General features: G+C 66.1%; 26 protein-coding genes. 16 read left to right on the top strand and 10 right to left on the bottom strand.

All coding sequences use genetic code 11. From position 1 onward, the window contains the following. Positions 1-107: 107 nt before the first annotated feature. Positions 108-1,463 (bottom strand): helix-turn-helix transcriptional regulator, encoded by a 1,356-nt coding sequence (locus B5X90_RS01960; protein WP_079549815.1) that lies wholly within the window; start codon positions 1,461-1,463, stop codon positions 108-110. Between the two features lie 136 nt (positions 1,464-1,599). Between B5X90_RS01960 and hxlB the strand changes: the two genes are divergently transcribed. The 8 genes from hxlB (at position 1,600) to B5X90_RS01920 (ending at position 9,211) form a co-directional block, all read left to right on the top strand. Then, positions 1,600-2,202 (top strand): 6-phospho-3-hexuloisomerase, encoded by a 603-nt coding sequence (gene hxlB, locus B5X90_RS01955; protein ID WP_079549814.1) that lies wholly within the window; start codon positions 1,600-1,602, stop codon positions 2,200-2,202. A 59-nt stretch (positions 2,203-2,261) separates the two neighbouring features. Then, positions 2,262-2,885 (top strand): 3-hexulose-6-phosphate synthase, encoded by a 624-nt coding sequence (hxlA, locus tag B5X90_RS01950; protein WP_079549813.1) that lies wholly within the window; start codon positions 2,262-2,264, stop codon positions 2,883-2,885. 190 nt (positions 2,886-3,075) lie between these two features. Then, the gene (locus tag B5X90_RS01945; RefSeq protein WP_043435465.1) at positions 3,076-3,279 is read left to right on the top strand and encodes a hypothetical protein; all 204 of its coding nucleotides are present in this window, start codon (positions 3,076-3,078) and stop codon (positions 3,277-3,279) included. Positions 3,280-3,405: 126 nt separating this feature from the next. After that, the gene (locus B5X90_RS01940; protein ID WP_079549812.1) at positions 3,406-4,011 is read left to right on the top strand and encodes a DUF1326 domain-containing protein; all 606 of its coding nucleotides are present in this window, start codon (positions 3,406-3,408) and stop codon (positions 4,009-4,011) included. Positions 4,012-4,116: 105 nt separating this feature from the next. Continuing rightward, on the top strand, positions 4,117-4,779 hold the full coding sequence (locus B5X90_RS01935) for a DUF2182 domain-containing protein (protein ID WP_256860007.1): 663 nt from the start codon (positions 4,117-4,119) through the stop codon (positions 4,777-4,779). Positions 4,780-4,938: 159 nt separating this feature from the next. Beyond that, a complete protein-coding gene (locus B5X90_RS01930) occupies positions 4,939-6,000 on the top strand; it encodes a hypothetical protein (protein ID WP_256860006.1) in 1,062 nt (353 codons plus the stop codon). 123 nt (positions 6,001-6,123) lie between these two features. Continuing rightward, positions 6,124-8,088 (top strand): aconitate hydratase, encoded by a 1,965-nt coding sequence (locus B5X90_RS01925; protein WP_079549810.1) that lies wholly within the window; start codon positions 6,124-6,126, stop codon positions 8,086-8,088. Between the two features lie 37 nt (positions 8,089-8,125). Next, positions 8,126-9,211, top strand: coding sequence for a DUF3616 domain-containing protein (locus tag B5X90_RS01920; RefSeq protein WP_179129008.1), 1,086 nt, complete (start codon positions 8,126-8,128; stop codon positions 9,209-9,211). Positions 9,212-9,245: 34 nt separating this feature from the next. On the opposite strand, the gene B5X90_RS01915 is transcribed toward B5X90_RS01920, so the two are convergent. Next, positions 9,246-10,097: an alpha/beta fold hydrolase gene (locus B5X90_RS01915; RefSeq protein ID WP_079549993.1), complete on the bottom strand. Its 852-nt coding sequence runs from the start codon at positions 10,095-10,097 to the stop codon at positions 9,246-9,248. Positions 10,098-10,276: 179 nt separating this feature from the next. Here B5X90_RS01915 and B5X90_RS01910 point away from each other — a divergent pair, with 179 nt between their 5' ends. The 4 genes from B5X90_RS01910 (at position 10,277) to B5X90_RS01895 (ending at position 12,991) form a co-directional block, all read left to right on the top strand. Continuing rightward, positions 10,277-10,585 carry a hypothetical protein gene (locus tag B5X90_RS01910; RefSeq protein WP_256860005.1) on the top strand — a complete coding sequence of 103 codons (309 nt, stop codon included), beginning with the start codon at positions 10,277-10,279 and terminating at the stop codon, positions 10,583-10,585. A 71-nt stretch (positions 10,586-10,656) separates the two neighbouring features. Beyond that, entirely contained in the window at positions 10,657-11,178 is a 522-nt protein-coding gene (locus tag B5X90_RS01905) for a hypothetical protein (RefSeq protein ID WP_079549808.1), read from the top strand. Between the two features lie 127 nt (positions 11,179-11,305). Beyond that, positions 11,306-12,577, top strand: a complete 1,272-nt coding sequence (locus tag B5X90_RS01900) for an MFS transporter (RefSeq protein WP_179129025.1) — start codon at positions 11,306-11,308, stop codon at positions 12,575-12,577. Positions 12,578-12,673: 96 nt separating this feature from the next. Further along, positions 12,674-12,991, top strand: a complete 318-nt coding sequence (locus B5X90_RS01895; RefSeq protein ID WP_079549806.1) for a hypothetical protein — start codon at positions 12,674-12,676, stop codon at positions 12,989-12,991. A gap of 38 nt (positions 12,992-13,029) precedes the next feature. Here B5X90_RS01895 and B5X90_RS01890 read toward each other — a convergent pair whose 3' ends face one another. Beyond that, positions 13,030-14,727: an alkaline phosphatase D family protein gene (locus B5X90_RS01890; protein WP_079549805.1), complete on the bottom strand. Its 1,698-nt coding sequence runs from the start codon at positions 14,725-14,727 to the stop codon at positions 13,030-13,032. Between the two features lie 71 nt (positions 14,728-14,798). After that, positions 14,799-15,578, bottom strand: coding sequence for an ion transporter (locus B5X90_RS01885; protein ID WP_079549804.1), 780 nt, complete (start codon positions 15,576-15,578; stop codon positions 14,799-14,801). 198 nt (positions 15,579-15,776) lie between these two features. Between B5X90_RS01885 and B5X90_RS01880 the strand changes: the two genes are divergently transcribed. The 3 genes from B5X90_RS01880 (at position 15,777) to B5X90_RS01870 (ending at position 19,875) form a co-directional block, all read left to right on the top strand. Next, positions 15,777-16,628: an MIP/aquaporin family protein gene (locus B5X90_RS01880; protein WP_079549803.1), complete on the top strand. Its 852-nt coding sequence runs from the start codon at positions 15,777-15,779 to the stop codon at positions 16,626-16,628. A gap of 35 nt (positions 16,629-16,663) precedes the next feature. After that, on the top strand, positions 16,664-18,565 hold the full coding sequence (locus B5X90_RS01875; protein ID WP_079549802.1) for a primary-amine oxidase: 1,902 nt from the start codon (positions 16,664-16,666) through the stop codon (positions 18,563-18,565). A 98-nt stretch (positions 18,566-18,663) separates the two neighbouring features. Beyond that, positions 18,664-19,875, top strand: a complete 1,212-nt coding sequence (locus tag B5X90_RS01870) for an alanine racemase (protein ID WP_079549801.1) — start codon at positions 18,664-18,666, stop codon at positions 19,873-19,875. A 3-nt stretch (positions 19,876-19,878) separates the two neighbouring features. Here B5X90_RS01870 and B5X90_RS01865 read toward each other — a convergent pair whose 3' ends face one another. From B5X90_RS01865 to pxpA, 6 genes are all read right to left on the bottom strand, one after another. Beyond that, the gene (locus tag B5X90_RS01865) at positions 19,879-20,163 is read right to left on the bottom strand and encodes a hypothetical protein (RefSeq protein WP_079549800.1); all 285 of its coding nucleotides are present in this window, start codon (positions 20,161-20,163) and stop codon (positions 19,879-19,881) included. 201 nt (positions 20,164-20,364) lie between these two features. Then, entirely contained in the window at positions 20,365-21,351 is a 987-nt protein-coding gene (locus B5X90_RS01860) for a 5-oxoprolinase subunit C family protein (protein ID WP_079549799.1), read from the bottom strand. After that, positions 21,341-22,249 carry a 5-oxoprolinase subunit B family protein gene (locus B5X90_RS01855; protein WP_079549798.1) on the bottom strand — a complete coding sequence of 303 codons (909 nt, stop codon included), beginning with the start codon at positions 22,247-22,249 and terminating at the stop codon, positions 21,341-21,343. The genes B5X90_RS01860 and B5X90_RS01855 overlap by 11 nt, the downstream gene beginning before the upstream one ends. Next, positions 22,246-23,598 (bottom strand): acetyl-CoA carboxylase biotin carboxylase subunit, encoded by a 1,353-nt coding sequence (locus B5X90_RS01850; protein WP_079549797.1) that lies wholly within the window; start codon positions 23,596-23,598, stop codon positions 22,246-22,248. Before B5X90_RS01850 ends, B5X90_RS01855 begins: the two co-directional genes overlap by 4 nt. A gap of 2 nt (positions 23,599-23,600) precedes the next feature. After that, a complete protein-coding gene (locus B5X90_RS01845; protein WP_028276237.1) occupies positions 23,601-23,840 on the bottom strand; it encodes an acetyl-CoA carboxylase in 240 nt (79 codons plus the stop codon). 36 nt (positions 23,841-23,876) lie between these two features. Continuing rightward, positions 23,877-24,653 carry a 5-oxoprolinase subunit PxpA gene (gene pxpA, locus B5X90_RS01840; protein ID WP_079549796.1) on the bottom strand — a complete coding sequence of 259 codons (777 nt, stop codon included), beginning with the start codon at positions 24,651-24,653 and terminating at the stop codon, positions 23,877-23,879. A gap of 120 nt (positions 24,654-24,773) precedes the next feature. On the opposite strand from pxpA, the gene B5X90_RS01835 reads away from it, so the two are divergent. Continuing rightward, positions 24,774-26,219 (top strand): PucR family transcriptional regulator, encoded by a 1,446-nt coding sequence (locus tag B5X90_RS01835; protein WP_079549795.1) that lies wholly within the window; start codon positions 24,774-24,776, stop codon positions 26,217-26,219. The last annotated feature ends 25 nt before the right edge of the window (positions 26,220-26,244 follow it).

Raw genomic sequence — 26,244 nt, 5'->3', positions numbered from 1 at the left:
GTTCCACAGTTTCGATCCTATGCCGTGAGGTGTGATGGGGCCGACATTGGGTTAAGTGGATTGACGCAGGTCCATTTCGTGGAGTCCTCCAGATCCCCGGTCCGGGTCTATCGCAGTCCGTTGCTGTGGGCCATCGCGATGGCTTCGGTGCGTGAGGTGGCGCCAACCTTCCGGTAGATGTTCCGGAGATGGAACTTCACGGTGTTCTCGCTGATGTGCAGTTCCGCCGCGATGGCCCGGTTCCGCTGTCCGGCGGCAAGCAGCTGCAGCACCTGGAGTTCGCGCTCGCCAAGCTTCCAGCCGGAGACGTCCGCCAGGTGGCGGGCCGGCGGATCGAGGGGGAGTGAGACGGCGACGTCGGCACCCCAGCCGGGCATCACATCCACCGACATTCTGCCGTCAAGTGCTTCTACGCGTTGGGCGAGGCGGGCCATGGTCGGTGCCGCGGCGGACAGGTCGCCGGGACCGTCGTCGCGGACGTTGACCAGGAGGTTCTCTCCGTCGCAGTCCCACTGCGTACGGATCCGGCGGACGCCGGACTGGTCCACCATGGCAAGCACCAGCCCCCGGACAATCGCCCGGGCCGCGTGGGCCACTTCGCCGGGCAATGCCCGGCCGGTGACGGGAGGTTCGATGAACTGGACGTCGATGCCGCTGAAGGTCATGAGCGGTTTCAGGTCCTCGCGGAGGCGTTGGAAGGCTGTGGCGACGGGTTCCTCGACCAGTTCCGTGGTGCGGTCGTTGAGCGTGCGGAGACTGACCAGGGCCTTGGCGGCGACGTCGGTGGCGGACTTCCGTGCCGCGTCGTCGCCCAGCGCGGGCGACCGCAATGCGGCGAGCAGGGTTTCGAGGGTGGTGGAATGGCGGTCCACCAGTTCGGCGGTCACCCTGACGCGCTCGGCCGAGGCCGCGCGGGATTCAATGAGGTACGACGGCGGTGCATCGGCCACCTTCTCCCGGATCCGCTCGGCTGCCAGCATCCAGAGGTAGCGGAGCAACCGCCCTGCCGCCGCGTGCTGGGTGGGGTCCTGCAGGGGCTGCGGATCGGCGACCACGAGCAGGGCATTGCTCGGTGAAGACAGGGCCAGGACCGGGTGCGGCTCGCCACCAAGCACCGCTTCGCCCTGCCAGGATTCAGGGCCGGCATCCTCGCCGCCGGAGCGTCCGCCGTTGGAAAGTGACGCCCGGATGTGGTCGAGTTCGGCGATGGATACGCGGCTGATGACCGATTCGTCGCCGGCCTTCTTCTGCGGCCGGCCCGTGCAGTCCTCAGTGAAGATGACCAGCGCGGTACTGCCCAGGTAGGGGAGTGTGGCTTCCCACAGCCGCCGGGCAATGGCGGCCAGCGGCGCGGTGGACACGGCGGCGACGGCCTCGAGCAGGGGCTGCGCCTCGTCGACAAGCCGAGGTAGGTCGGGCCGCGGAAGAGAGTCGGTGTTGGATGCATCGGTGAGGACTGCCACCTGCCCAGTTTACGACGTTTCGGGAATCCTACTATCCCTTTGGGTAGTAAAGACCGTTCGATCATGGCGTTAGGCCCACTCAACGGGTGGGGGAGGATGAATGTGTAACGACTTTCGTGAAGGAGGAACCCCGCAAATGAGCGTCAACGCAGAGACCGGCCCGGCCGCCCTGGCCAAGACGTCCAGCGCTTTCAGGCGCAACCGCGGCCTTGTCAAGGACGAACTCACCGACGTGTTCCAGCGCGTTGACCCGGCGCAGGTTGCGGCCCTGGTGACCGAGCTCAGGCTGGCCGACAGGATCTTCGTGACCGGCGCCGGACGCAGCGGCCTTGTCCTGAAAATGGCGGCCATGCGGCTCATGCACCTGGGGCTGACCGTGCACGTCGTCGGGGAGACGACGGCGCCGGCCATCCGCGCCGGCGACCTGTTGCTCGCAGCCTCCGGTTCCGGGACCACCGCCGGCGTCGTGAAGGCGGCGGAAACCGCGGCCGGCCTGGATGCGCGGGTCGCTGCCTACACCACCAACGCCGGCTCCCCGCTCGCGGCTGTTGCTGCCGCCGTCGTCCTCATCCCGGCTGCCCAAAAGACGGACCACGGCTCGGCCGTGTCCCGGCAGTATTCGGGCAGTCTCTTCGAACAAGTGCTGTTCGCCACCACCGAAGCGGTGTTCCAAAGCCTCTGGGACGAGGACGCGGCGGCGGCTGAGGACCTCTGGCAGCGACACGCGAACCTCGAATAGAGCAGCCGCACCAACCAAACCGCCCCCCATCCCTGACCCACCCCGAAATGAGACCCCGCATGAAACTGCAAGTCGCCATGGATGTCCTGACCGTCGACGCCGCCCTCGAGCTGGCCGGCAAGGTTGCCGAATACGTGGACATCATCGAACTTGGCACGCCGCTGGTGAAGAACGCCGGCCTGTCAGCCGTGACCGCCGTCAAGACCGCCCACCCGGACAAAATCGTGTTCGCGGACATGAAGACCATGGACGCGGGCGAGCTCGAAGCCGGGATCGCCTTCAGCGCCGGCGCGGACCTGGTCTCCGTCCTCGGCAGCGCCGACGATTCCACGATCGCCGGGGCGGTCAAGGCGGCGAAGGCCCACAACAAGGGTGTGGTTGTTGACCTGATCGGCGTTGCGGACAAAGTGACCCGCGCCAAGGAAGTCCGTGCCTTGGGGGCCAAGTTCGTCGAGTTCCACGCCGGCCTCGATGAACAGGCCAAGCCGGGCTACAACCTGGAAGTCCTGCTCAGCGCAGGTCAGAAGGCCCGCGTTCCGTTCTCCGTGGCCGGCGGAGTGAACCTCTCCACCATCAACGCCGTGCAGCGCGCCGGAGCGGACGTCGCCGTCGTCGGTGGGTCCATCTACAGCGCTGACGATCCCGCGCTTGCTGCCAAGGAGTTGCGGGCAGCGATCATCTAGGCGGAAGCGCCCGGCAGCAGCCGGGAACCTACGACGGCGCCCTGCACCTCTGGTGCGGGGCGCCGTCGTCCGCCAACCGGCAAGCATTCAGTGCCTTGCGGTCAGCGACGCCCGGATCCGGTCCCGGAGCGCCTATCAGGAGTAGGGTTTGCCTTGGCAGACGAAGGGGTCGGCAGACGAAGGGGTCCAAATGAGCTACAAATATCGAACCGTCCGGGTTCGCGGCACTGACCTGGTTGGAACCATCGCGCGCAAACACGGGGGCGCGCCCGAGATCTACGAAACCTCGAAGGATCCGAGCACGTCGGTCGTCCCGGTGTTCTTCCAGGCAACGGGTGAGGTCCGATTCTTCGACAGGTCAATGCTGGAGGACGTCGTGACGCCGGCCAGCTAGCGGCGGTATTACACCGCCGGGCAGACGTAAAAGCCGCACTGGGCATGGGTGTCCGCATGGCGTTGACACTGCTCAGGGCCGCGAGGAGACTTTATTTTTGGGGGGCCTCTTCGAAAGGAGCCCTAAATGCCGTGGCATCTCGAAGGTACCTATTTTGAGAACTGCAACTGCGACATGGTCTGCCCGTGTACGGCAACAGGGCAGACCGCACCGGCGGACAATGACCGTTGCAACGTGGCTTTGGCCTTCCACGTGGAAACCGGCGAAGTGAACGGTGTCGACGTCGGCGGTCTGACAGTCTGCGTCGTGGCCGACACCCCCGCCCTGATGAGCGACGGGGGCTGGAAAGTCGGTGTTCTGATGGACGCCGCCGCCTCAGCTGAGCAAGCCGAGGCACTCGGTGCAGTCTTCGGCGGCCAGCTCGGCGGACCGATGGAGGGCCTCGCCCCCTTGATCGGTGAAATGGCGGGCATGGAGTCCCTGGACATGGCCTACGCCGACGACGGGCGAGTCCACCAGGTGCGAATAGGCAGTGCCGTCGACATGGTGGTCGAGGACTTCATGAATCCATTTGATTCCACAGGGCGGGGAGTGAAAATCAGCGGGGTCGGATTCCCGGCCGACACTCTGGCAGCCGGCACATCCAGCACCGCCCGCGTCGACGTGTTCGGGATGACCTGGGATAACGCCGGGAAGAACTCATTCTCGGCCCCCTTCGCCTGGTCCGCTTAGGTGCCGGGCAGGAGCCGCCTGACAGCTGGCCACCATGCCGGAGAGCTGGCGCTGATCGGGTGCGCCGCGCTGGCCTGGTATCTGACTTTCTTAGGCCTTTCCGACATGTCCACGGGCCCGGGAACGATGGGATTGCGGCTCGGGGGTTTCCTGGCGGTGTGGACGCTGATGATGGCAGCCATGATGCTGCCGGCGCTGGCGCCCCTGACTTCGACGTATCTCAGATCCATCCGCGCCGTGCGCAGCAGCCGGGTCAGGGCCCTCCGGACAACGGCCCTGGTAGGCGGCTACCTTCTGACATGGATCGGATTCGGCGTCGTGGCCTACGCGGCCGCGGCCCTGTCAGCGCTGCTGGCTGAGAACGCGGCAGACATCGCACCCTGGGTGGGTGCCGGAGTCCTCGTGGCGGCCGGAGCCTACCAGCTGACCCCGCTGAAGGATTTCTGCCTCAGGCACTGCCGGTCGCCCATAGCCTTCCTGTTGCACGTCTCCGGATACAAGGGCCGCTTGCGGGACGTCCGGGTCGGCATGTACCACGGCGTCTACTGCGTCGGCTGCTGTTGGGGGCTCATGGTGGTGCTGATTGCCGTCGGCGTGATGAACCTGGCGTGGATGGCCGTGCTCACAGTAGTCATCTTCCTGGAGAAGACATGGAAATACGGGCCCGTCTTCAGCCGGATAACTGGTGTCTCGCTGATCGTTTTCGCGTTCTTCGTCCCGGCACACCCGGAGCTGCTGCCCGGGCTTTACATGCCCGCGCCCATGTAGGGGACGCTGACCGCCGTCTTCGAATGGAAATGCAGCCCTGGCGGTCAAACACGGGGAGGTCCAAGCTTTAACCATTCGACGCGGGCCAAGTGTGGCCGTCCGGGCTTCCCGGGAGGGCACGGCGAGGGTGACGCCACGGCGGGGGCGAGGAGAGTGACGATGGTTGACACGGCAGCGCAGACGCTTCGGGCCGGGGCGCGGAACGACCTGGTGACGCAACTGCTGGGCATCTGGCTCCTCCTGGCTGTGTTCCTCGACGGCTGGGCCCACCTGCACGTTCCCGGGCTTGAAACCTTCTTCACCCCCTGGCACGCGGCACTCTATTCGGGCCTCGTGGCCATGGCCGCGTGGACGGCAAGCGTGATTTGGAGGCAGCGCCAGCCCGGGCGGCCATTGACCCGGTCGGTGCCGGCCGGCTACACGGGCACGGTCATCGGACTGGTCCTGTTCGCCGTCGCGGGCGTCCTGGACCTGGCCTGGCACGAGATCCTGGGCATCGAAGTCTCCCTCGATGCGCTGGTGAGCCCCACCCACTTGCTGCTGGGGTTCAGCCTCTTCCTCATCCTCGGCACCGGTATCCGCAGCGCACGGGCCGCCGGCGGCGCAGAGGTTTTCACACGGACGCCGGCTGCATTGTTGTCTCTCGCCCTGATGACCGGCCTGGGAGCCTTCTTCCTCATTTACTGCTCGGCGTTCGTCCGGACCCCGCCGGCCGTCCCATATCTACAGACGCCGATCGGGAGCCCCGGGCACACCCAGGCGGAGCTTCCCCCGGCCCTCGGACTGGCCAGCTATTTGGTGACCACAGCGCTGATTATCGCCCCCTTCCTCTACACCTTCTCCGGGGCCCGAAGGCCGCCTTTCGGCATTGCCACCATCCTGGTCGCCGTGGTGGCGTGGCTGCCGCTGGCCATGTCGGGGCTGCGCCCGGTCGCGGTCGCCGGTGCTGCCGGAGCCACGATAATCTCGGCAGCGGCGGATCTGCTGCTTGCCCGACGGCCGGGCCCGTGGCTCAGGCGCCGGTTGCCGGCGGTCACCGCCGTGCTGGCGGCACTCATCTGGACCGGCCAACTGGTTGGCATCGCCCTGGCGTCATCGATTCAATGGCCGGTGTCGATGTGGCTGGGGGCCGTCGTGCTGAGTGCGGGTTTGGCCGCGGCGCTGGCCTTACTCAGCTCGTTGAACACCAGGAGCGTCCCGGTTCCGGCAGCGCCACGATGAGCGCCAAATCCCCACTGTTCCCGGCGCCCGGACTGGGCTAATTTGGGGATAAAGGGGAGCGCCCGGTGCCCGGTTGGTTGACGGCGGAGGCATCCGGCCTCGCCATCGAGTAAGGAACCCACCGTGGCCTACAACGTGGCCCAAAAGCTCATCGCATCCCATCTGGTGGCCGGGGAGATGATTCCCGGCCGAGAGATTGGCCTGCGTATCGATCAGACCCTCACCCAGGACGCGACGGGGACGCTGGTCATGCTGGAACTGGAGGCCATCGGGCTCGACCGGGCACAAACTGAAGTGTCCGTGCAGTACGTGGACCACAACTTGTTGCAGGCCGACAGCAGGAACGCTGAGGACCATGATTTTCTCCGCTCGGCCTGCCGCCGGTTTGGTCTGTGGTTCTCGAAGGCCGGAAACGGGGTGTCGCATCCGACCCACATGCAGCGGTTTGGCCGTCCGGGCACGACCATGGTCGGTTCCGACAGTCATACCCCGGCCGCTGGGTCGCTGGGGATGCTGGCAATCGGGGTCGGCGGCACCGAGGTAGCCCTAGCCATCGCGGGCGAGCCGCTCTACCTGAAGATGCCGGAGATCTGGGGCGTGCGGCTTACCGGCAAGCTGCCACCGTGGACCAGCGCCAAGGACGTCATTCTCGAAATGCTTCGCCGGCACGGCGTGAAGGGCGGCAAGGACCGGATCATCGAGTACTACGGTCCCGGCCTCGCCACGCTGAGCGCGATGGACCGGCACGTGATTGCCAATATGGGCGCCGAACTCGGTGCGACGAGCACGGTCTTCCCGGCCGACGAACAGGTCCGGGCCTTCCTGCGGTCCGAACAGCGCGAGGGCGACTTCACCGAACTCCTCGCCGATTCCGGGGCCACTTACGACGTAACCGACGAGATCGACCTGGCCACGATCGAGCCGCTCATCGCCCTGCCCAGCTCGCCCGGCAACGTCGTTCCGGTGCGGGAGGTCACTGGCAGGCCGGTGGCGCAGGTCGTGATTGGGTCCTCAGCGAACCCGGGCCTGCGCGACTTCGCAATTGTCGCCGCCATCACGAAGGGGCGGCAGTGCCACCCGGGACTGTCTTTCGACGTCAACCCGAGTTCCCGGCAAATCCTGCAGGACCTCACCAGGTTGGGGGCCACGTTTGATCTGATAAGCGCCGGAGCACGGCTGCATCAGACCGGATGCATGGGCTGCATCGGGATGGGACAGGCCCCCGCGAACGGAAGCAACAGCCTGCGTACGATGCCCCGCAACTTTCCCGGCCGTTCGGGCACGAAGGAGGACTCGGTCTATCTGTGCTCACCGGAGACGGCCGCAGCCGCTGCGCTCACCGGAATCATCACCGACCCGCGGGACCTGACGGAGCTCTTCGACCTTGAGTACCCCGAGATCGAACTTCCCGCGGTGTCGAGCGTGAACGTGGCAATGCTGGAGGAGCCGTTGGCGCCGGAGGAGGCCGGCAAAGTGGCGCTGGTCAAGGGCGAAAACATCTCCTCGCTTCCCGTCTTCGGCCCACTCGCCGACAGCATCGAGGCACCAGTGGCCTTGGTGGTGGGCAACGATGTCTCGACGGACGAGATTCTTCCAGCCGGAGCCCGCGTTCTGCCCTACCGCAGCAACATCCCCAAACTCGCCGAATTCACCTTCGACCAGCTCGACCCCACCTACGCCGCCCGCGCCGCCCAAACCCGCGACTCGACCGGGCACATCCTGGTCGGCGGCACGAACTACGGCCAGGGATCCTCACGGGAACACGCAGCTATCACCCCGCGCTTCCTCGGGCTGCGCGCAGTGGTGGCCGTCTCGTTCGCGCGGATCCACTGGCAGAACCTGGCCAATTTCGGCGTCTTCGCCGTCGAGTTCACAAATGCGGCCGATCACGACCGCATCGAACAGGGCGATGTGCTCGCGCTGACAGGGATACACGACGCCCTCCTGACAGGCAAGGAGATCCTCGTGGAGAACCAGACCCGCGGCGAGGTCTACCCTGTGCGGCACAGTCTCTCCAGCCGTCAGGTGGACATGCTCCTGGCGGGTGGCCTGATCCCTTGGCTGCGCGAACGGAGAGCGCAGGAATGAGCTGCCGATCACCGCTGACGAGGATGGGTGTGCCGCAGTGAGCGGATGGCCGCGGCCGGACGAGCCCTCCGGCGAAATCAGCCTCGTCCTCGACCAGCGCAGCACCCTGGATCCGAAGGCTGACCTGCGCGACGGGTTGTCTGCGGTCGCCCGGCAGGGTTCCCACCTTTGGGTCGCCAATGACGAGACGACCAGCCTCGAACGGCTCACCCTGGAATCCGGCGGCCAGGCCCGCACCCACCGCAGCTTCGATCTCACCCACATCCTTGAGCTCCCCGGGGACAGGGGTGAGATGGACATCGAGGGACTCGATGTCGAGAATGACACGCTGTGGCTGCTCGGATCGCACAGCTCGGCCCGCAAACAGGTCAAGAACAACGCCACGCCCGCAGAAGCGCAGACATCCCTGGCGACGGTGGAGGTCAGCGAGCGCCGTCGGGTGTTGGCCCGGCTTTCGACCAAGACCCTCCTCGATCCGGGCGGCGGGCGGACGGATCAGCAGCAGCGCCCCGCCGTGCTGGGCCTCGGCCGGGGCATGGACCTGGTGGACCTGCTGGCCGATGACCCACATGTTGGAAGCTTCATCCAGTCCTCCACGACCGGTCGTCCGATCCCGGGCAAGGACAACGGCATTGACTGCGAGGGCCTCGCCGTAGCGGGCGACCGGGTCTTCATCGGTCTGCGCGGGCCGGTGCTGCGTGGGTGGGCGATGATCATCGAGCTCCAGGTTGGGGACGGGCCCGGCCTGGAACCGCAGCCGATCGGACCCGGGAATCGTCGCTACCGCAAGCACTTCCTTCGCCTGCATGGTTTGGGCGTGCGGGATCTGTGCCGTCACGGACAGGACCTGCTCGTCCTGGCCGGACCCACCATGGAACTCGACGGGCGCGCGGCCGTGTTTCGCTGGCGGGGCGCGCTGACGTCGCAGGCCGAGGCCGTCCTGCCGAAGGACAATCTGCATTGCGAATTTGACGCGCCGTTCGGTGAGGACGAGGACCATGCCGAGGGGATCACCGTTCTCGACGACGGCCGGTCGGCGCTGGTGTTGTATGGGACGCCGTCGGGCAAGCGCAAGACCGGACGCCACGCGATCAAGGCCGACGTCTTCCGCCTCAGCACATAGGAACCGGCGCTGCGGCGGTCCCGGGGAGGTGCTCCTATTGCTGCCGGTCCACTTTTCCCAGCCAGGCCTGCAGGAGAGGAACGACGACGTCGCTGTGCATCGCGCCCAGGTGATCGAGAGCGGGGAGTACTTGCACATCCCACCCGGCCTCGATGAGCTCATGCTCGTGGGCGGCAAGCGGTTCGCCGATCCGTACCGTCACGTCTCCCCAGCGGGGTCCGTACACGATGTGATCGGCGGAGCCGGCGAACGCCAGCCGGGGCAGATCCGGCGCCACGCCAATAGTTGAATCGTCGAAGTCCTGGAGCGCTTCGTACAGCGTGACGAACTGGCGGGTTTGTGCTTCGTTGGTCTGTATCGTGGCGGCATCCCAGTCGCCCGGTTCGACCGGGAGGTTCGCCTCCGGCGATTGTTCCGGGGCCCTGGCCGCCGCCGAGTGGGCCGCCCGCGTCACCGCCAACATGCTCTTGTACGGGCCCTCGCGCGGCGGGAATCCGCCCATGACGAGCGCCCAGAGCCGGTTTGTGCGGATGGCCAACTGCAAGCCGCACAGGCCCAGCCACGAATAGCCGTAGTATCCGAAGGTCTCCGCGCTGGCCGCATCAGCGATAGCCAGGAAGTCGGCGGCGACGTTCTCCGGGGTGAGGGTATCGGGCGCAGGGTGCGCCATCCGGTGCCCCTCGTAGTCGGCCGCGATTACCCGATAGGAGTGCGAGAGGCCCGACACCAGATTGGGCCCGAGATCCGGGTCCGCGCCCCACTCCCGCATCGTCTGGGCTTCCGGCCCGGACCGCGGCCTCACGTCGGCAGGGATGAGCAGCGCCCGGCCGTCACCGTTCACCCGGACGGGTATTGCCGTGCCGTCGTGCAAAAGGGCCTCAACCATCTCGGACACCGGGATCCTCCTTATCGGTACTGCTCCGGTGGACAAAAGTCTGCCACCGGTGCGTTCGCTCCGGAACGTCCCGGAGCCATGGCGGCCGGGCCGTGCTCTGGCGCACACCGGCGCTGGGGGCGAGAATGGGGTCGTGCTCACCCCTGATCGAACCCAAGGGAAGGACTTTCATGTCGCTGTATCAGCCTGAACCGGTCGAAATTTCAACGAGGATGCGGCCGGGGGAGTGGACCGAGGAAAGCCTGGAGATGCTGGTCGCGTCTTATCGCGAGCAGCTCTCGCGCATGGGGGCGGCCGCCTCCGAGATCGACGTCGTGATCGACCGCGACGACGGAGGCGGGGTCAGCGTGGTGGCGTCCTGGCTTAAGCCTGACGTCGCGCAGGAGATGACGGAGGTGACGGACGACTCCGGACTGGTGGCGATGGACCCCGACGCCGGGTCAGTGCGGCCGGCGCGCGACGACTCCGCGCCCCGATAGTGCTTCGGGCCCGCTTGCGCTCCGGCAGGATGGTGTTCCCGAAGCAACCCTTCGACCAGAGTGGAGCTTTCATGGCACCGCAGATATCCGGCAAAATCGATAACAAACTGTTTGGGCTCTACCTCTCGGACCACCTCGCGGGCGCCACAGCGGGGCGGGGCCGCATCGAGCGCATGGCGCGCGACTTCACGGACACCCCCTTCCGCTCCGAACTTGAAGCGCTCGCCACCCAGATCCGGGAGGAACGGGAGTACCTGAACGGACTGGTGGGGGATTTGGGCCTGCCACGGCGAACTCCCCGGCAGGCGGCGGCGTGGGTCGCGGAGCGAGCCGGCCGGCTCAAGCTCAACGGGCGGGTGGTACGCCGCTCACCGCTGACGCTGGTGCTGGAGTCTGAGGTCATGCGCTCAGCAGTGATGGGAAAGCTGGGGCTGTGGCAGACGCTGCAGGACCTCTCCGGGGAACTGGGACTGGGACTGGACGGTTCCAGGTTTGACGGACTGGCCGCCACGGCACGCGACCAGATCGCCACCCTGGACCGGGTCCATGAGTACGCCCGCCGGCGGTCGTTCTACACCAACCAGGGCAGCTGAGCCGGCCGGTCATCTTCGGCTTGACCGGTCGCGTCCTGCCCTGCCCTGACGGGCACTGGCGCGCGCCGGCAGCGGGGACGAGAATGGGCTCGTGCTCCCCCCTCGCCCCGGCGGGGACGGCGACGCGATGAACGCCGCCGCCCGAAAGATTCAGCGCATCTATCTGACGTTGACGCTGGGCAATACCCTTGCGGCCTCGTTCATCTGGGGGATCAACACCCTCTTCCTCCTCGACGCCGGACTCAGCAACTTCGAGGCGTTTGCCGCGAATGCTTTCTTCACGGCCGGCATGGTGCTGTTCGAGGTGCCCACCGGGGTGGTTGCCGACGGTTGGGGCCGGCGCGTCTCGTTCCTGCTCGGAACCGTGACCCTCGCCGTCTCGACTTACTTCTACTACCTGCTCTGGCAGTTCTCCGCCCCGTTCTGGTGGTGGGCGGTAGTGTCGGTCCTGCTCGGACTCGGCTTCACCTTCTTCTCCGGAGCGGTGGAGGCCTGGCTCGTTGATGCACTGCGCTTCTCGGGGTTCGAGGGCGGAATGGAAGCGGTGCTCGGGCGGGGACAGATGGTCGCCGGAGTCGCGATGCTGGCCGGCTCTGTTGCGGGCGGCGTGATTGCGCAGGCCACCAATCTGGGCGTGCCGTTCCTGATGCGCGTGGGCGTGCTGCTGGCCATGTTCGCGGTGGCCTTTGGGCTCATGCGCGACGTCGGGTTCACCCCCGAACGTTCGACCCATCCCCTCCAGGCGACCCGGGCTGTACTTGCCGCCTCGATCGAGAACGGCTTGAAGAATCCGCCCGTACGTTACGTGATGCTGGCCGCGCCGTTCACCTTCGGCGTCGGGATCTATGTGTTTTACGCCCTGCAGCCGTACCTGCTCGAGCTCTATGGGGACCCCCACGCGTATTCCGTCGCGGGCCTGGCGGCGGCCATCGTGGCCGGGGCGCAGGTGCTCGGTGGCTGGATGGCTCCCCGCGTCCGGCGACTTGTCCGCCGGCGCACCACCGTGTTGATCCTGAGCAGCGTCGTGGACATGCTGATCCTGGTGGTGCTCGGGTTCACCCACGTGTTCTGGGTGGCTCTGGTGCTGTTGGCCCTCTGGGCAGTGGTGTCATCGGCGGGCATCCCGGTGCGCCAGGCGTACCTGAACGACATGATCGCCTCGAAGCAGCGCGCCACAGTGCTCAGCTTCGATTCACTCATGGGCTCAAGCGGTGGCGTGGTGGTACAGCCGCTGCTCGGCCGGGCGGCAGATGTTTACGGCTACGCGGCGTCGCTGGCGATCGGCGGCGTGATCGAGTTGATCGCGGTGCCGTTCCTGATGGCGAGCCGCCGGCAACGCCACCAGGCCGATCAGTCCAACGCCCCGACCAGCACCAACACCGGAACCCAGCCGGCGTAAGACGCCAGCCGGAATAACACTTCGGCCTCGCTCCTTACTTGGCGGGGCCTTCCGGGCCTACAGTGGGCGTGTAGAACCGTCGACAGGAGCGCCCCAGTGATAACCCTGCAGATCGAACACCAGGTCCGGGATTTTGACATGTGGCGGAGGGCTTTCGACAGCGATCCGCTGGGCCGCGCCGCGTCGGGCGTGCGGTCCTTCCGGATCTCGCGCCCGCTTGACCAGCAGGATTACGTGATGCTGGAGATGGACTTCGATACGCAGGCGGCGGCGGTGGACTTCCTGGGCCGGCTGCAGAACGATACGTGGAAAACGGGTGTGACGGCGCCGGCGCTGGTCGGTGAGCCATCGACCAGAATCATCGAAACGGTCGCCATCGAGAACGTGGCAGCCGCTGACCGCGACCTTCGGTAGAACGCCTGCTCCGGCGCCGGGATCACACGAAGCTCACGTCAGGCGTTTCGCTGCTGCTGTCCCCGGACGGGGTCCGGCGCGTTCCGCGGAGACACCGTGACGGTAGCGACGCGTTCCAGCCTCGGATGCAGGTGGTCGCCGTCGTCCACCACCCCGGTCTGCCACCACAATTTCAGGCCTTCCGGTACCACCTCCAGATAGGCCACGTTGTTTTGGAACCAGGGCCCCCGGATGCCGGACCAGTGGAACGGCGGGTCCGGCACCTTGGCCGAGCGCGCGACCAAGGCGCCCACCGGGGTGGCCAGGCCGTAGGACATGATGGCCGCGAAGGATCTCATCAGGCGGGGCAACGGGTTGCGGATGGGGGAGCAGACGGCCTGCAGGATCCGGCTGCCCGAGGCACGCTCCACCTCCGCAACGTAGGAGTAGTGGACGTCCCCGGAGAGGAAGGTAATTGTTTCCGGTGCCGGGCCGCGCTTGCCGTCGGCTACTTCGGTGGCCATGGCCGCCAGTTCCCGGAAGCTGTTCTGGAATGCGCCCCAGTGCTCCAGGTCCAGCGCCTGGCGCAGCTTCTCGCCGGCCCTGGCGGCACGGTTCCCCCACGCACCTTCAGAGACGGCCTCATTCCACGACTCGACGTAGTGCAGTCCCATCGGCAACAGGAAAGGCAGTGACGTCGCCACGAGCAGGTGGCGGAACCCGCCTTGCATCCGGTCGTCCAGCCAGGCCATTTCCACGGCGTCAACCAGCGCCCGGTCGTCCGGCGTCAGGTCCCGGGCCGCGCGGGAGTCAACCACGATCAGCCGGCTGTCGCCGAAGTCGCGGCAGTAGCTCCACCGGTAGGATTTCGGGTCCCGATCAGCCCGCTCCGCGAAGCTGTCCAGCTCGGCGCCCACATCGAGCTCATCCCCGCCGGTGTGCCCGATAATCCGCTGCCAAACGGCATCCTCCGCCCGTTCTTGTGGTGACAGATTCCCCAGATGCTGGTAGACCCAGTACGAGGCCAGTCCCGCGACGATCCGCCCATGCCACCACGAGGTCGCCTCCATCTTCTTCTTCCAGCTCAGCGAGGTATTCCAGTCGTCCCTGATGTCGTGGTCATCGAAGATCATGGCGCTGGGCAGGGTGGACAGCAGCCACCGGTTCGCGGGGTCTGACCAGGCCAGAAAGTACAGGTGGGCGTACTCCTCGTAGTCCTTGAGCTCTTCGCCGGGGGGTTCCTTGATGTTGCGCCGGCCGCGGATGAACTCCTGCATCTGTTCGCTGGTCAGGTCGGCGTACACCTGGTCTCCGAGGAAGGCCAGCAGATCCGGCCATGGAAGGTCTCCTCCGGAGGCCATCTTCAGCGCGTAGGCGCGCAGTGAGTCGACGCCGTGGGTCCGGTTGCCGGATGCATCGTGCGGGACGCTGGTCCTGCAGGAGCCGTAGGCCATCCGCAGCGGCTTGCCGGTGGACAGTGTGGCGATCATGGACGGCGGAAACCCGGATGAGGGGTCGGGCCAGACCTGTGTTCCGTTGATATCGAGGGCGTACGGCGTGACCGTGCCGGGCTCCAGCCCGTCCAATTCCACCAGCGCGTAGTGGTGGCCGTGAACTGCGAATGTGCGGGCGTCCCAGTCCCGGCCGCCGGCACGGATGGAAACCCGGGCAGCGGTTTGGGTCTCCACCCAGACACTCGCCGACGTCTCATCCACGTACCGCACCATAGGGCCGAGCACCAAGGCAGGGTTGGTCATGAGTCAGTTGTACCCGCTCCGGCGGGCTGCGGCCATGGCGTCAGGAAAGTCCAAGCGCAGCGGAGGCAGCGTCAATGCCCCTGGCGCGGTTCCTTGGGTGCCCCTCCGAGGGCCGGAGTACTGCCGGATTCGCCCGGTCCCTGGGCCAGCTGGTCATGGAGCCTGCTGATCTGGGCCACGAGGCGGGCACGTTCCTCGCTGCCGATATCTTCATCCGACCGCTTCCGCAGATTGGTTGCCGCGGTCACACTTTCAACGAGCCAGGAGGACACCACCGCCGTGACCATGCTCAGGACTGCAAACCCCCCGACCATCAGCGTGGCCGCAGCCCAGCGGCCCGGAACGGTTACGGGGTAGTAGTCGCCGTAGCCGATCGTTGTGATGGTGACAATTGCCCACCACAACGAGTCGCCCATCGAGGTGATATTCGCGTTCGGTGCGCCCTTTTCGAAATTGAAGACGCTCAGGGCGACCGTGTAGAGCAGGAGGACCGCGGAGACAATGACGTAGGCCAGGACACGGGTCCTGATGGCGGTGCCCGGGGCCCGTTCCATGACCCGGCGCAAGGTGAACGGACGCAGGAGCCGCAGTGGCCGCGCAACCGGGAGCACCACCATGAGCAGGTCCAAGGGGTGGCGGACGAACCACCGGCCCCGTTGGGGCGCCAGGAGCAACTTCACAATGTAGTCGACGCCGAAGGCCACCCACGTTGACCCCACGACGATTCCGAGAAGGTCGGCGTAGGGCTGCGGCGGTTCGGCAATCACGAGGATGGAGTAGGCCGCCAGAAAAACAAAAGCCGCACCGACGAGGGGCCACTCGGAATACTTTTGCCAGGTTTCTTGCCTCATGGCTGAATGCTAGGACTTTGTCCCGCGGATGTCCTTACGAAATTGCCACGCTGTCCCCAAGCCAGCCACCAGCCGGCGGCCAGCCACCCGGGCAGCGCTGACAACCGTGGCCGTCAGCGGTACATTGGCCTTCTGAGGTGGCAGACCGAGGCTGGGCACGGCAGACCACATGGCCAGAACCTGCGGAGGCGGACAGCCATGGCGGCAAATCAGGACAAAGACGGCGCTGGCCAGGACCACGCGCATCACCACGTCATCCCCAACGTGCTGGGAACAGTCGAGCAAAGCGTCCTGCAGCGGATTGAGGATTTTAATGATCCGCGCCAGGAATGGCGGCGCCTGTTCTCTGAGTTGTACGGCACGTTCCTGCTCGTGGTCGTCGCGGCCGGCGGCGGCATGATGGGCCAGGCGTTCCCCGGTGTCATCAGCCGCACGGCGGCAGTGGTGGCTCCGGGCCTGATGGTCATGGGCATCATCTTGTTCATGGGCAAGATCTCCGGCGCGCATCTGAACCCTGCGGTCAGCATTGCGTTCGCGCTCCGCGGTGACTTCCCGTGGCGCCGGGTGCCGGGCTACATCGTCGTTCAGCTCATCGGAGCGACGCTCGCCTGTCTGCTGCTGCAGGGCGTGATCGGCGTCTCCGCCACCTACGGTTCAAACTATCCGGCGGCGGGTTATACGGCCGGCGCCGCGTTCCTGATGGAGGCACTGCTGACGATGGTGCTGGTCAGCGTCATCCTGGGAACCGCCTCCGGGGCCCAGAACGTCGGGCTGTTTGGGGCGTTCGGGGTCGGCGCGTACATTGCCTTGGCGGGCCTGTGGGGCAGCCCCATCTCCGGCACGTCGATGAATCCGGCACGAACGTTCGGGCCGGATCTCGCCAGCGGAAATTTCAGCGACTACTGGGTGTATGTCGCCGGGCCGCTGGTGGGCGCGGCGGCCGCCGTCGGTATCGCATTCATCCTGCGCGGAGCGGGCGGCGGGAGGTCGGGCTCGGGAGCCGCCCAGGGGGCCCTCTTCACCGAGGCCGCCGAGGAAGATAAGCCGTAGCAGGCAGTGAACGTGATCTCGCAGAGGAGAGCGCCGTGACAAGGTCCGCCCGGTCTCATCCGCTGGATCCGCTGAGCGAGGACGAGTTCCGGGCCGCTGCGTCCTTGCTCGCCAGCGCACAGGACGTCACGTTTCCGGCGTGGCGGCTGGCCGCAATCGAGCTGATCGAACCGGAAAAGGCTGCGGTCGCCGCCTTCGAAGCCGATGCCGACGCGCCGGCTCCGGAACGGATCGTCGGCGTGAACTGCTTCGAACGGTCCTCCAACAAGACCTACCAGGCGCGGCTATCGCTGACCCACGGGCTTGTCGTCTCCTTCACCCATATCCCTGGCGTACAGGCGAACATGACCGTCGACGAGTGGGAAGAAGCTGACGCAGCGCTGCGCAGCCACCCGTCGGTGATCGCTGCGCTTGCCCAGCGCGGCATCACCGATCTGTCCCTGGTCTTCATGGACGTGTGGACCTATGGCCTGTCAATGATCCCGGAAAAACACCAGGGGCGCCGGATCGGCTGGTCCGATACGTGGGTCCGTGCCCGTGCGGGCGCCAACCCCTATGCGGGGCCGGTCAACGGGTTCCACTGCGTGATTGACCTGGCTTCCATGGAACTGCTGGACATCGAGGACACATTTGCGGTGGACCGTCCCGAGATCATGGGCGAATATGTCCCGGCACTGATCCCGGACCGGCTCCGCGACGCAAGCACCCGCGAACCGCTCAGGCCGCTGGACATTGTGCAGCCCGAAGGCGTTTCCTTTCAGGTGGACGGCAACAGGATCAGCTGGCAGAACTGGTCCATGCGCATCGGGTTCAACTACCGCGAAGGGCTGACCATCCACCGGGTCAGCTATCGCGACGGCGGCCGCGAACGGCCGATCGCGAACCGCCTGTCCTTCGCCGAAATGGCCGTTCCCTATCGGGATCCCAGCGATGACCACTACCGGCGCACCGCGTTCGACGTCGGCGAATGGGGACTGGGATTCATGACGACGTCGCTGGAACTGGGCTGTGACTGCCTCGGGGAAATCCGGTATTTGGATGCTGTCATGCACAATTCCGCGGGGGAGCCCTACACCATCAGGAACGCCATCTGCATCCACGAAGAGGATGGGGCGGTTTTGTGGAAGCACATCGACCACGACGGCGGCGTGGAAGTGCGCCGTATACGTCGACTGGTGATTTCTTTCCATGTCACCGTGGCCAACTACGAATACCTAGTGTACTGGCGCTTCTACCAGGACGGGAACATTGAGTGCGAGGTGAGGGCCACCGGCATCATGGTGGTCAGCCATTTCGGCGAGGGCCAGCAGCATCCGAGCGGAACGCTGGTGGACAACCGGACCTACGCACCCTTCCACCAGCACTTCCTCGTGGCCCGGCTGGACCTGGACATCGATGGCACCGCCAACACGGTGTACCGTTCGGAAACCGCAATGGTCCCGATGGGTCCGGACAATCCGTACGGGCTCGCCCTGCATCAGAACAAGACCCCCATCACGACCGAGGGGCACGACGACTATTCCTGGGAGACCCAGCGGGCCTGGACGGTGACGAACGACAACTCCGTCAACGGGCTCGGGACCCCCGTGTCGTACAAACTGGTGCCCGGCGCAGCTTTCCCGTCGTTCTTCGACCCGGCATCCCCGGTTTTCCAGCGTGCGGAGGTCATTGGGCATACGGTATGGGTGACGCCCAACGACGCCGCGGAACGCTGGCCGGCCGGCGAGTTCGTGAACCAGGGCACGGGCGGGCTGGGAATGCCCGAATGGGTGCGGCAGGGGCGGTCCGTGGAAAACACCGACGTCGTCCTTTGGTACGTCTTCGGCATCCACCACATCCCGCGGCCGGAGGAGTGGCCGGTCATGCCGGTGGACACTGTCGCGTTTTGGCTCAAGCCGGCCGGCTTCTTCGACCGGAACCCGGCGCTGGACGTCTAGGCGGCCCGTGCCAGGGCGTGCCGCCGGAAGCACATCACTCCAGTAGATTTGTCGGAGTCAAAGCAGCATTTTTTGGGACCGAAGAACAGGGGATACGTGTGAGCAGGCTGACCGGACGATCGGACGGAACCGATGCGGACTTCGCGGCAACGTCCCCCACGGCCCCGGCGTATCCGCAACTGCGGCTCAACAGCGCAGCCCTCGAGAACAACATCGGCATCATGGCGGCGTGGTGCCTGGAGCGGGGCGTCGAACTCGCTCCCCATGTGAAGACGACGATGTCGGCACCGATCATCGAGCGGCAGCTGGCTGCCGGCGCTGTCGGCGTCACCGTCGCCACCGTGGATCAAGTCGCCTCGGCACTGCGCTGGGGTCATCAGCACGTCCTCGTCGCCAACGAGATCGTCGACAGGTTCGGACTAACACGTGTCCGCGCCTGGCTGGAGGAAGATCCCGCCCGGGAAATCCGCTGCTTCGTCGATTCGGCAGCCGGCGTGCACATGGCCTCCGAGATCTTCGAGGGCGCGGCGGCCGACCTGGAGGTGCTGATCGACGTCGGAACTCCCGGCGGGCGCACCGGCATCCGCAGCCTGACCGAGGGTCTGCGGCTGGCCGGGCTGGTCCGTGCCACGCCGGGACTGAGGCTGGTGGGTGTTGCCGGGTATGAAGGCGTCGTGCCTAACAGCCGGGCCGAGGATAACGTCACAGCGGTTGACCGGCACTGCCGGCTGGTGCGGGACATCTATCTGGAAGCGGCGAACTTATTTCAGACCGCCACTCCCATCTACTCCATGGGTGGCTCCGCGTTCCCGGACCGCGTGGTTGAGTTCCTTCCCGGCCGCGGCCAGGTGCCCGGAACGCGAACTATTCTGCGGTCAGGGTGCTACGTCACCCACGACCACGGCACCTATGCCGCGGTCAGCCCCGTTCCGGGACTCATTCCGGCGCTGTCCGTTCGCGCGATTGTCCTGTCCACCCCCGAAGACGGGATGGCCGTCGTCGGTGCCGGCAAACGGGACCTTCCCTACGACGCCGGACTGCCCAGCGTCCTCTCGGTCCGGACCGCGGAGGGGGCCCTCAAGCCCGCCGCAACCGCAGAGGTGCACAGTCTCTTCGACCATCACGCGGTGCTTACCGGGGTGTCCGGAGTGGATGTCACCGACACCGTGGATTTCGGGATATCCCATCCCTGCTCCGCGTTTGACCGCTGGCCCGAATACGTCCTCACCGACGCCGACGGGCAGGACACGGATGTGTGGCAGACCGACTTCCGCCGGTCGTCCTTAACCCTTGGCTACGGCCCGTCCTGACGCTCAATCCTTGAGCTGCCTGGTCAGCACTTCGAATTCCTCCACGCCCAGGATCTGCATGTGCTGCTCCGCACTGGTCTCGGTGCGGATCTTGGCTGCGGCCTCCTGGCTGCCGGCGAGAGCCGCCTCGTCCTCCCACAGCGTGATTGACAGTGACTTGCTGTCCTTCCCCAGGAGGTAATAGATGCCCAGGCATCCCGGCAGCTGGAGCACCCGGCTGACGGTGTCGTCTGTGGGTGCCCCGGAGCTGTCCGGGCCGGGCTGGTACGTGCTGACGCGAGCGAACATGACTGTCCTCCTAGATCCAGGTTCGACGGTTGGAGCACCTGCCGCCCCAAACCGTCGAACCGGGAGCTGGATCCTTGCGATGTCGCGCCCTGATGGCGGGCGGCCGGGTCTCCTCCCACCAGTAAGGACCCGCAGGCGCAGAAGCACAAGGCTCCTGTGCCGGAGCCATCGGCCATAGTCTGCCTGTCCGCCGGCCGCTACTCAGCCACCGGCGCCGATGGCCGCCCGGGCGTTCCGCTTGAGCTCGGCGAGTTCCTTGCGTGCCACAAGGGCCTCGTCCAGGCTGATGGCCACGAACCTGGTGGACGTACCGGGGGCGGCGCGGGCCACCAGATCCATGTCGGCGCTGATGACCGTGCCCACCATGGCGTAACCGCCGCCGGAGACGGCATCGCGGTGCAGGATGATCGGCTGGGTGCCGCCGGGAATCTGGATGGACCCGACGGCATAGCCGGCATCCACGATGTTGGACGGATCGGAGCCGGCGCCGAATGGCTGCTCCCGCTCCTTCCACTGCACCCCGGGACCTGAGTACCTCAGCCCCATCCGGTCAGCCACCGGGGTCACCTTCCACTCGCTGTGGAGGAGATTGTCCAATCCTTCCTCGGTGAGCCGGTGGTCGTACAGGCCCAGGACGATCCGGACGGCCTGTTCCTTGGCGAAGAGGGGACGGAATTCCTCCGGAACTGTATCGGCGTCGGGCAGGGCTCCGGCGTTGACCGGGGCGCCCACCGGAACGTGGTCACCGGCCTCCAGCTTGCGGCCCTGGAACCCGCCGATCGCGCCGAGGCTGTAGGTGGACCGGCTGCCGAGCACCTCGGGAACATCGATGCCGCCCTGGACCGCGATGTAGTAGCGCGTGCCTCCCCGGATGACCCCGAAGCTGAGTTCGTCGCCGGCCTTCAGCTGCAGCCGGGTCCACTGGGGCCGGGCGTCGCCGTTGACCTTGACCTCAACCGGTGCACCGGTGACGGCGACGACGGCATCCTGGTCGGTGGTCAGCACCGGGCCCAGGTACGTGCATTCGAGGACGGCTTCCTTGGCGGTGTTGCCCACCAGGGCATTGCCGAGTTCGGCCGAGTATTGGTCCAGGGAACCGCTCTGCGGGATGCCCACGTTGTAGTGGCCGGTGCGTCCCTGGTCCTGGACCGTGGTGGCCAGGCCGGGGTTCTTTATGTCAAACGCCATTGAGGGCCTCCATGAGTTCCTGGTTGTAGCCATCGGGATCCGCCAGCGCCTTGGACAGATCAAATGTCACGGGCACCTGCCGGTAGCGGAACGTCCCGGCGGAGATCTCAGCCTGGATGGTGTTGTATTCGGCCTCGGTGACGGGCTTGAACTTCACGATGTCGCCTGGCTTGAAGAACACCATGAAGTCCTTGAAATCGGCCAGGGACTGGGCGGGATCGAAGATGGGCGCGGCAGCGACCCCGAACATCTGGTAGCCGCCGGCACCGCGCACGGAGTAGATGCAGCCGAAGCAGCCGCCGTGGCCCACGGTCAGTTTCGGGGTATCGGTGCGCGGACTCAGATACTTGGGTACCTCGAGTTGCTTTTCCTGTTCCACCAGCTGGAAGAGGAACGGGAGGCCTGCGACGAAGCCAACCATGGAGACAAGCCATGGTTGCTCATGGTGGCGCTGAATGAATTCGGCGGCATCCTTGAGGTTGTTGACCTTGGCTGCGTAGTCAATGTCGGTGCCGCCGGGCTCCTGATGGAATCCTTCGCGGAATCGCTCGGCCACTTCCGCCGTGAACGGGTCTTCGTACCAGACCGGGACCTCGACGATCCGGGTTTCCAGCGAATGGTCGTGATGGTGCGCCAGATCCCCTTCAATGCTCCGGACGGTCTCTTCAAGGGTCGACGGCGGCAGGACATCGGGGTCGAACCGCACCAGCAGCGAGGCGTTGGCGGGACAGACGTCCACGATGCCGGGCAGCTGCATGGCCGAAAGCTTCGCTGCTATGGACATCACCCTGAAATTGGCGGCCAGGCTCATGGCCTCCGCGACCTCAACGAACAGGAATTCGTCTCCGCCCCAGGTGTAGCGGGCCTCCAACACGGCGGGTTCCGGGCTGCTGCTCATTGTGCCTCCATCAGATCGGGGACGGTTTCAAGGAATTTCGAGTGATGGGTGACGGCCGCAAATTCGGGCCGGCTCAGCAGCTTCTTGTGCACCGGGACCGTGGTTTTGACGCCTTCGATGTGGGTCTCATCCAGGGCCGTCAGCATCGCCTCAATGGCCGCCTCGCGCGTGTCTGCGTGCACAATCAGCTTGGCCAGCAGGGAGTCGTAGTACGGAGTGACCGTGGAACCGGCCTCCACCCCGGTGTCCACCCTGATGCCAGTGCCCGCGGGCCAGTCCATGGCCGTGATGAGGCCGGGGCTGGGGAAGAAGTGGTGGTCGGGGTCCTCGGCATTGATACGGCATTCGATGGAGTGGCCATTGAATGCGATGCCGTCCTGGCGGAGTGACATCTCCCCGGTGAACGCGATCTGCAGCTGTTCGCGGATCAGATCGACGCCCGTGATTTGCTCGGTGATCGGGTGCTCAACCTGGATACGGGTGTTCATTTCAATGAACGCCGCTTCATGGTTGACTGGGTCATAGAGGAATTCGACCGTTCCGGCGCCGCTGTAGCCGCACTCGCGGGCGAGTTCCACGGAGGATTCCCGGATTTTCTGGCGGACGTGGTCGGGGAGGTCCGGCGCCGGTGCTTCTTCAATGACCTTCTGGGAGCGCCGTTGCATGGAGCAGTCGCGGTCCCCAAGATGGATGAAGTTTGTTCCATCGCCGAGGACCTGTACCTCCACGTGACGGGCATGCTGGACAAAGCGTTCCAGGTAGACCGTCGGATCGCCGAAGACAGCAGCCGCTTCGCCGCGCGTCTGCTCAATGGATTCCAGGAGCTTGCCCTCGCTGTGCACAAAGCGGATGCCCCGGCCGCCGCCGCCGGCGGAGGCCTTGATCACGAGCGGGTAGCCGATGCCGCGGGCGATTGCTACGGCATCGGCCGCCGGATCGAGGGGGCCGTCCGAGCCACGGAGCACGGGGACGCCAGCCTTCCGGGCCGATTCCCGCGCCAAGGACTTATTGCCCATCATCGCGATGGCGTCCGCACGCGGCCCCACCCAGATCAGGCCCGCATCAGCGACCTTCCGGGCGAAGTCAGCATTCTCGGAGAGGAACCCGTAACCCGGATGGACGGCATCGCAGCCGTTGTCCACGGCAGCGGCGACGATGGCGTCCTGGTTCAGGTAGCTGGCGGTGGCAGGCGCCGGACCCACGACGACGACGTGGTCAGCGGACCGGGCAGCCAAGGATTCGACGTCGGCCTCGCTGGCCACCACGAATGTTTCGACGCCCATTTCACGGGCGGTCCGGGCGATGCGAACGGCGATCTCGCCGCGGTTGGCGATGAGCAGTCTCTTCATGGCTATCCTTCCCGGACGACGACGATTGCGTCGCCTGGGTTGACCATGTCGCCCTCGTTGACCTCAAACGACTCCAGCGTGCCGGCCACATCGGACTGGATTTCGGTGAACTGCTTCATGATTTCGATAATGCCGAGGGTCTGTCCGACCTCGATGGCGTCGCCTTCATTGGCGAAAGGCGGCTTGCCAGGGCCGGGCTTGCGGTAAAAGACGCCGGGGAGCGGGGAAACGATGGTTGCCACGGGATGCTCTCTTTCAGATGGTTTGGATAGATCGGTTCAGCCCAGGACCGCACGCACTGCTGTGGCCACTGCGACAGAATTGGGTGCGTCGGAGTGGACGCAGATGCTTTGGAACTGGATGTCCAGTTCGGTGCCGTCAACAGCGAGGACTGGTTTGCCGGCCAGCGCCCTGCTGACACGCTCGGCGGCGGCGTCGGGGTCGGTGGGCGCCGGGCGGCGCTGGATCAGCAGCTCACCGGCCGGGCCGTAGTTGAGGTCAACGTAGAGTTCGGGCACGAAGTCCACCCCCATGGCGCGGCACACGCTCTCGTGGGCGGTCCCCGCGAGCCCGAAGAACGGAACGCCGAACTGCAAGGCTGTGCCGGCGGCGGCCTGCATTAGTTCCTCGTCGCCGGCCAGCATGCCGTAGAGGGCGCCGTGCGGCTTGATGTGGTTCAGTGCCAGCCCGTGCTTCGCGAGGAACGCCGTCAGGGCCCCGGTCTGGTACAGGATGATCGACTCGACCTCCGCCGGGGTGAGCACCATTCGGCGGCGTCCAAACCCCACAAAGTCGGGCAGGCCGGGGTGCGCTCCGACTGCCACGCCGTGCTCTGCAGCCAGCGCCACGGTCCGTTCCATGACGTCGGGATCGCCGGCGTGATACCCACAGGCCACGTTGGCGACGTCGATGATGCGCATGAGTTCTTCGTCGTTGCCGAACTCGTGGAGGCCGAGGCCTTCGCCCATATCGGAGTTCAAGAGGACTTTCCGTTGTGCAGGCGCGCCGTTGGACGAGGCGTCAGGGGAGGTGTCGGGAGTCACATTGGTTTGCATGGGTGCAACGCTACTCAGCAATTCACGTGCCCGATATTGTGCAGGTCGCTGAATCTGCGGGCATCAATTATGGTTATTGCACTGTCCGGTGGGGGACGCCCGCCGTAGTGGGAGGGTCCCGTGCGAATTTCAGATTTAGCAGACGACGCCGATCTCAACATCCGGCTCCGGGTTGCGGGCGGCGAGGGCCGACTGGCCCGGCCCATCACCTGGTGCGCTCCCACCGAACACATGGACCCCACGCCCTTCCTCAGCGTGAACGCCCTGGTGCTGACCAACGGGATGGGCCTGAACATCAAGGACTTCAGGACCTGGGACGCCTACGTAGAACGGCTGGTTTCCGTCCCCGTCTCTGGGCTGGCGTTCGGCCTGGGCGCGGCGCACAGCGAGCTGCCGGCCGGCCTGCTCCGTGCCTGCGAGATACACGGCCTGCCCCTGCTGGAGCTCGCGCCGGAGGTGCCCTTTGTGTTGGTCATGCGGCACGTGGAGCGGGTCATCGCCGCCGAGCGTTATGAGGAGTTGCGGAAGGGCTGGGAACTGGCGGACCAATGCACCCGGTTGGCGGCCGACGGGCATTCCCTGGCGGAGGTGCTGGAGAGGGTGGCGGATGCCATCGATGCGAGGGTGGCCGTGATCGACCAGAACGGCTTCGAGCTTGTTTCCGCGGGAGCGGCCCATGGCGGGACCACGCGGACCGCGTTGCGCCTTCCCAGCGGTGAGTCCGAGCAGTTCAGGCTTGCCATCGAGGGGATCGGGAGCAATATTGTGCTGCAGCCCATTCTGGGCCCCGTGGCCGCCGTCATCGCTATGCAGCTTAGCTATACCCTCGGGTCCCATTCGCCCCTGCATTCCCGGGAAGCCGCACGTTTCATGGAGGCGCTTTATGAGGACCGCGGCGAGCCGTCCACGCCGCTGCGCCGCTACGCCCTCGAGTCCGGCTTCGATCCTGACAGCGACTGGGGTGCGGTGCTGATCGGCGGCTCAGAAAAGGTGGCCTCAGCAAAGCTGCGCGCCATAGCATGGCGCGCCCGGGTGGGTCTGCAGGCCGGGTTCGGCACGGTGCGGTTCATGGAAGAGGCCGGACTCACGACTCTCTTGCTGCAGCACCGGCACTCGGCGGCCGACCTGCTGGATGCGGCACGGGGATTCTTTACGGACGCCCCGGAACTGTCCGTCATCGTCTCGGAAGCTGCTGGCCTCAGCGAACTGCCGCTGGCGCTTCAGCTTGCCCGCCGTCATGTGGGACGGCCCGGGGTGCACCAGGCGCCGCTGGCCGATCTCGCCGGCATTGTGCAGGGACTGCCCAGCCCGGGGCTGGTGGCGATGTGCCAGCGACTGCTGGCGCCGCTGGCCTCCGACGGCGGCAGCTCGCTGCGGGAGACCTTCGGCGCGTACCTGCGCCACAGCGGGAACTCCGCGAAGATCTGCGATGAACTCTTCATCCACCGGAACACGCTGAGCTACCGGCTGCGGAAAATCGAGGAGCTGCTGAAACTGGACCTGTCCGATGGCGAAGTCCGCGCCACGTGCATGCTCGCCCTCGGCATCGTTGCGGCCGCCCGCTAAGCAACTGGGCAGTTTGCACGAAAAG

Source organism: Arthrobacter sp. 49Tsu3.1M3 (genome assembly GCF_900168135.1).
GTDB lineage: Bacteria > Actinomycetota > Actinomycetes > Actinomycetales > Micrococcaceae > Arthrobacter.
Note: the sequence above shows the minus strand (reverse complement) of the source record. Positions and strands in the feature narration are given on the sequence as shown.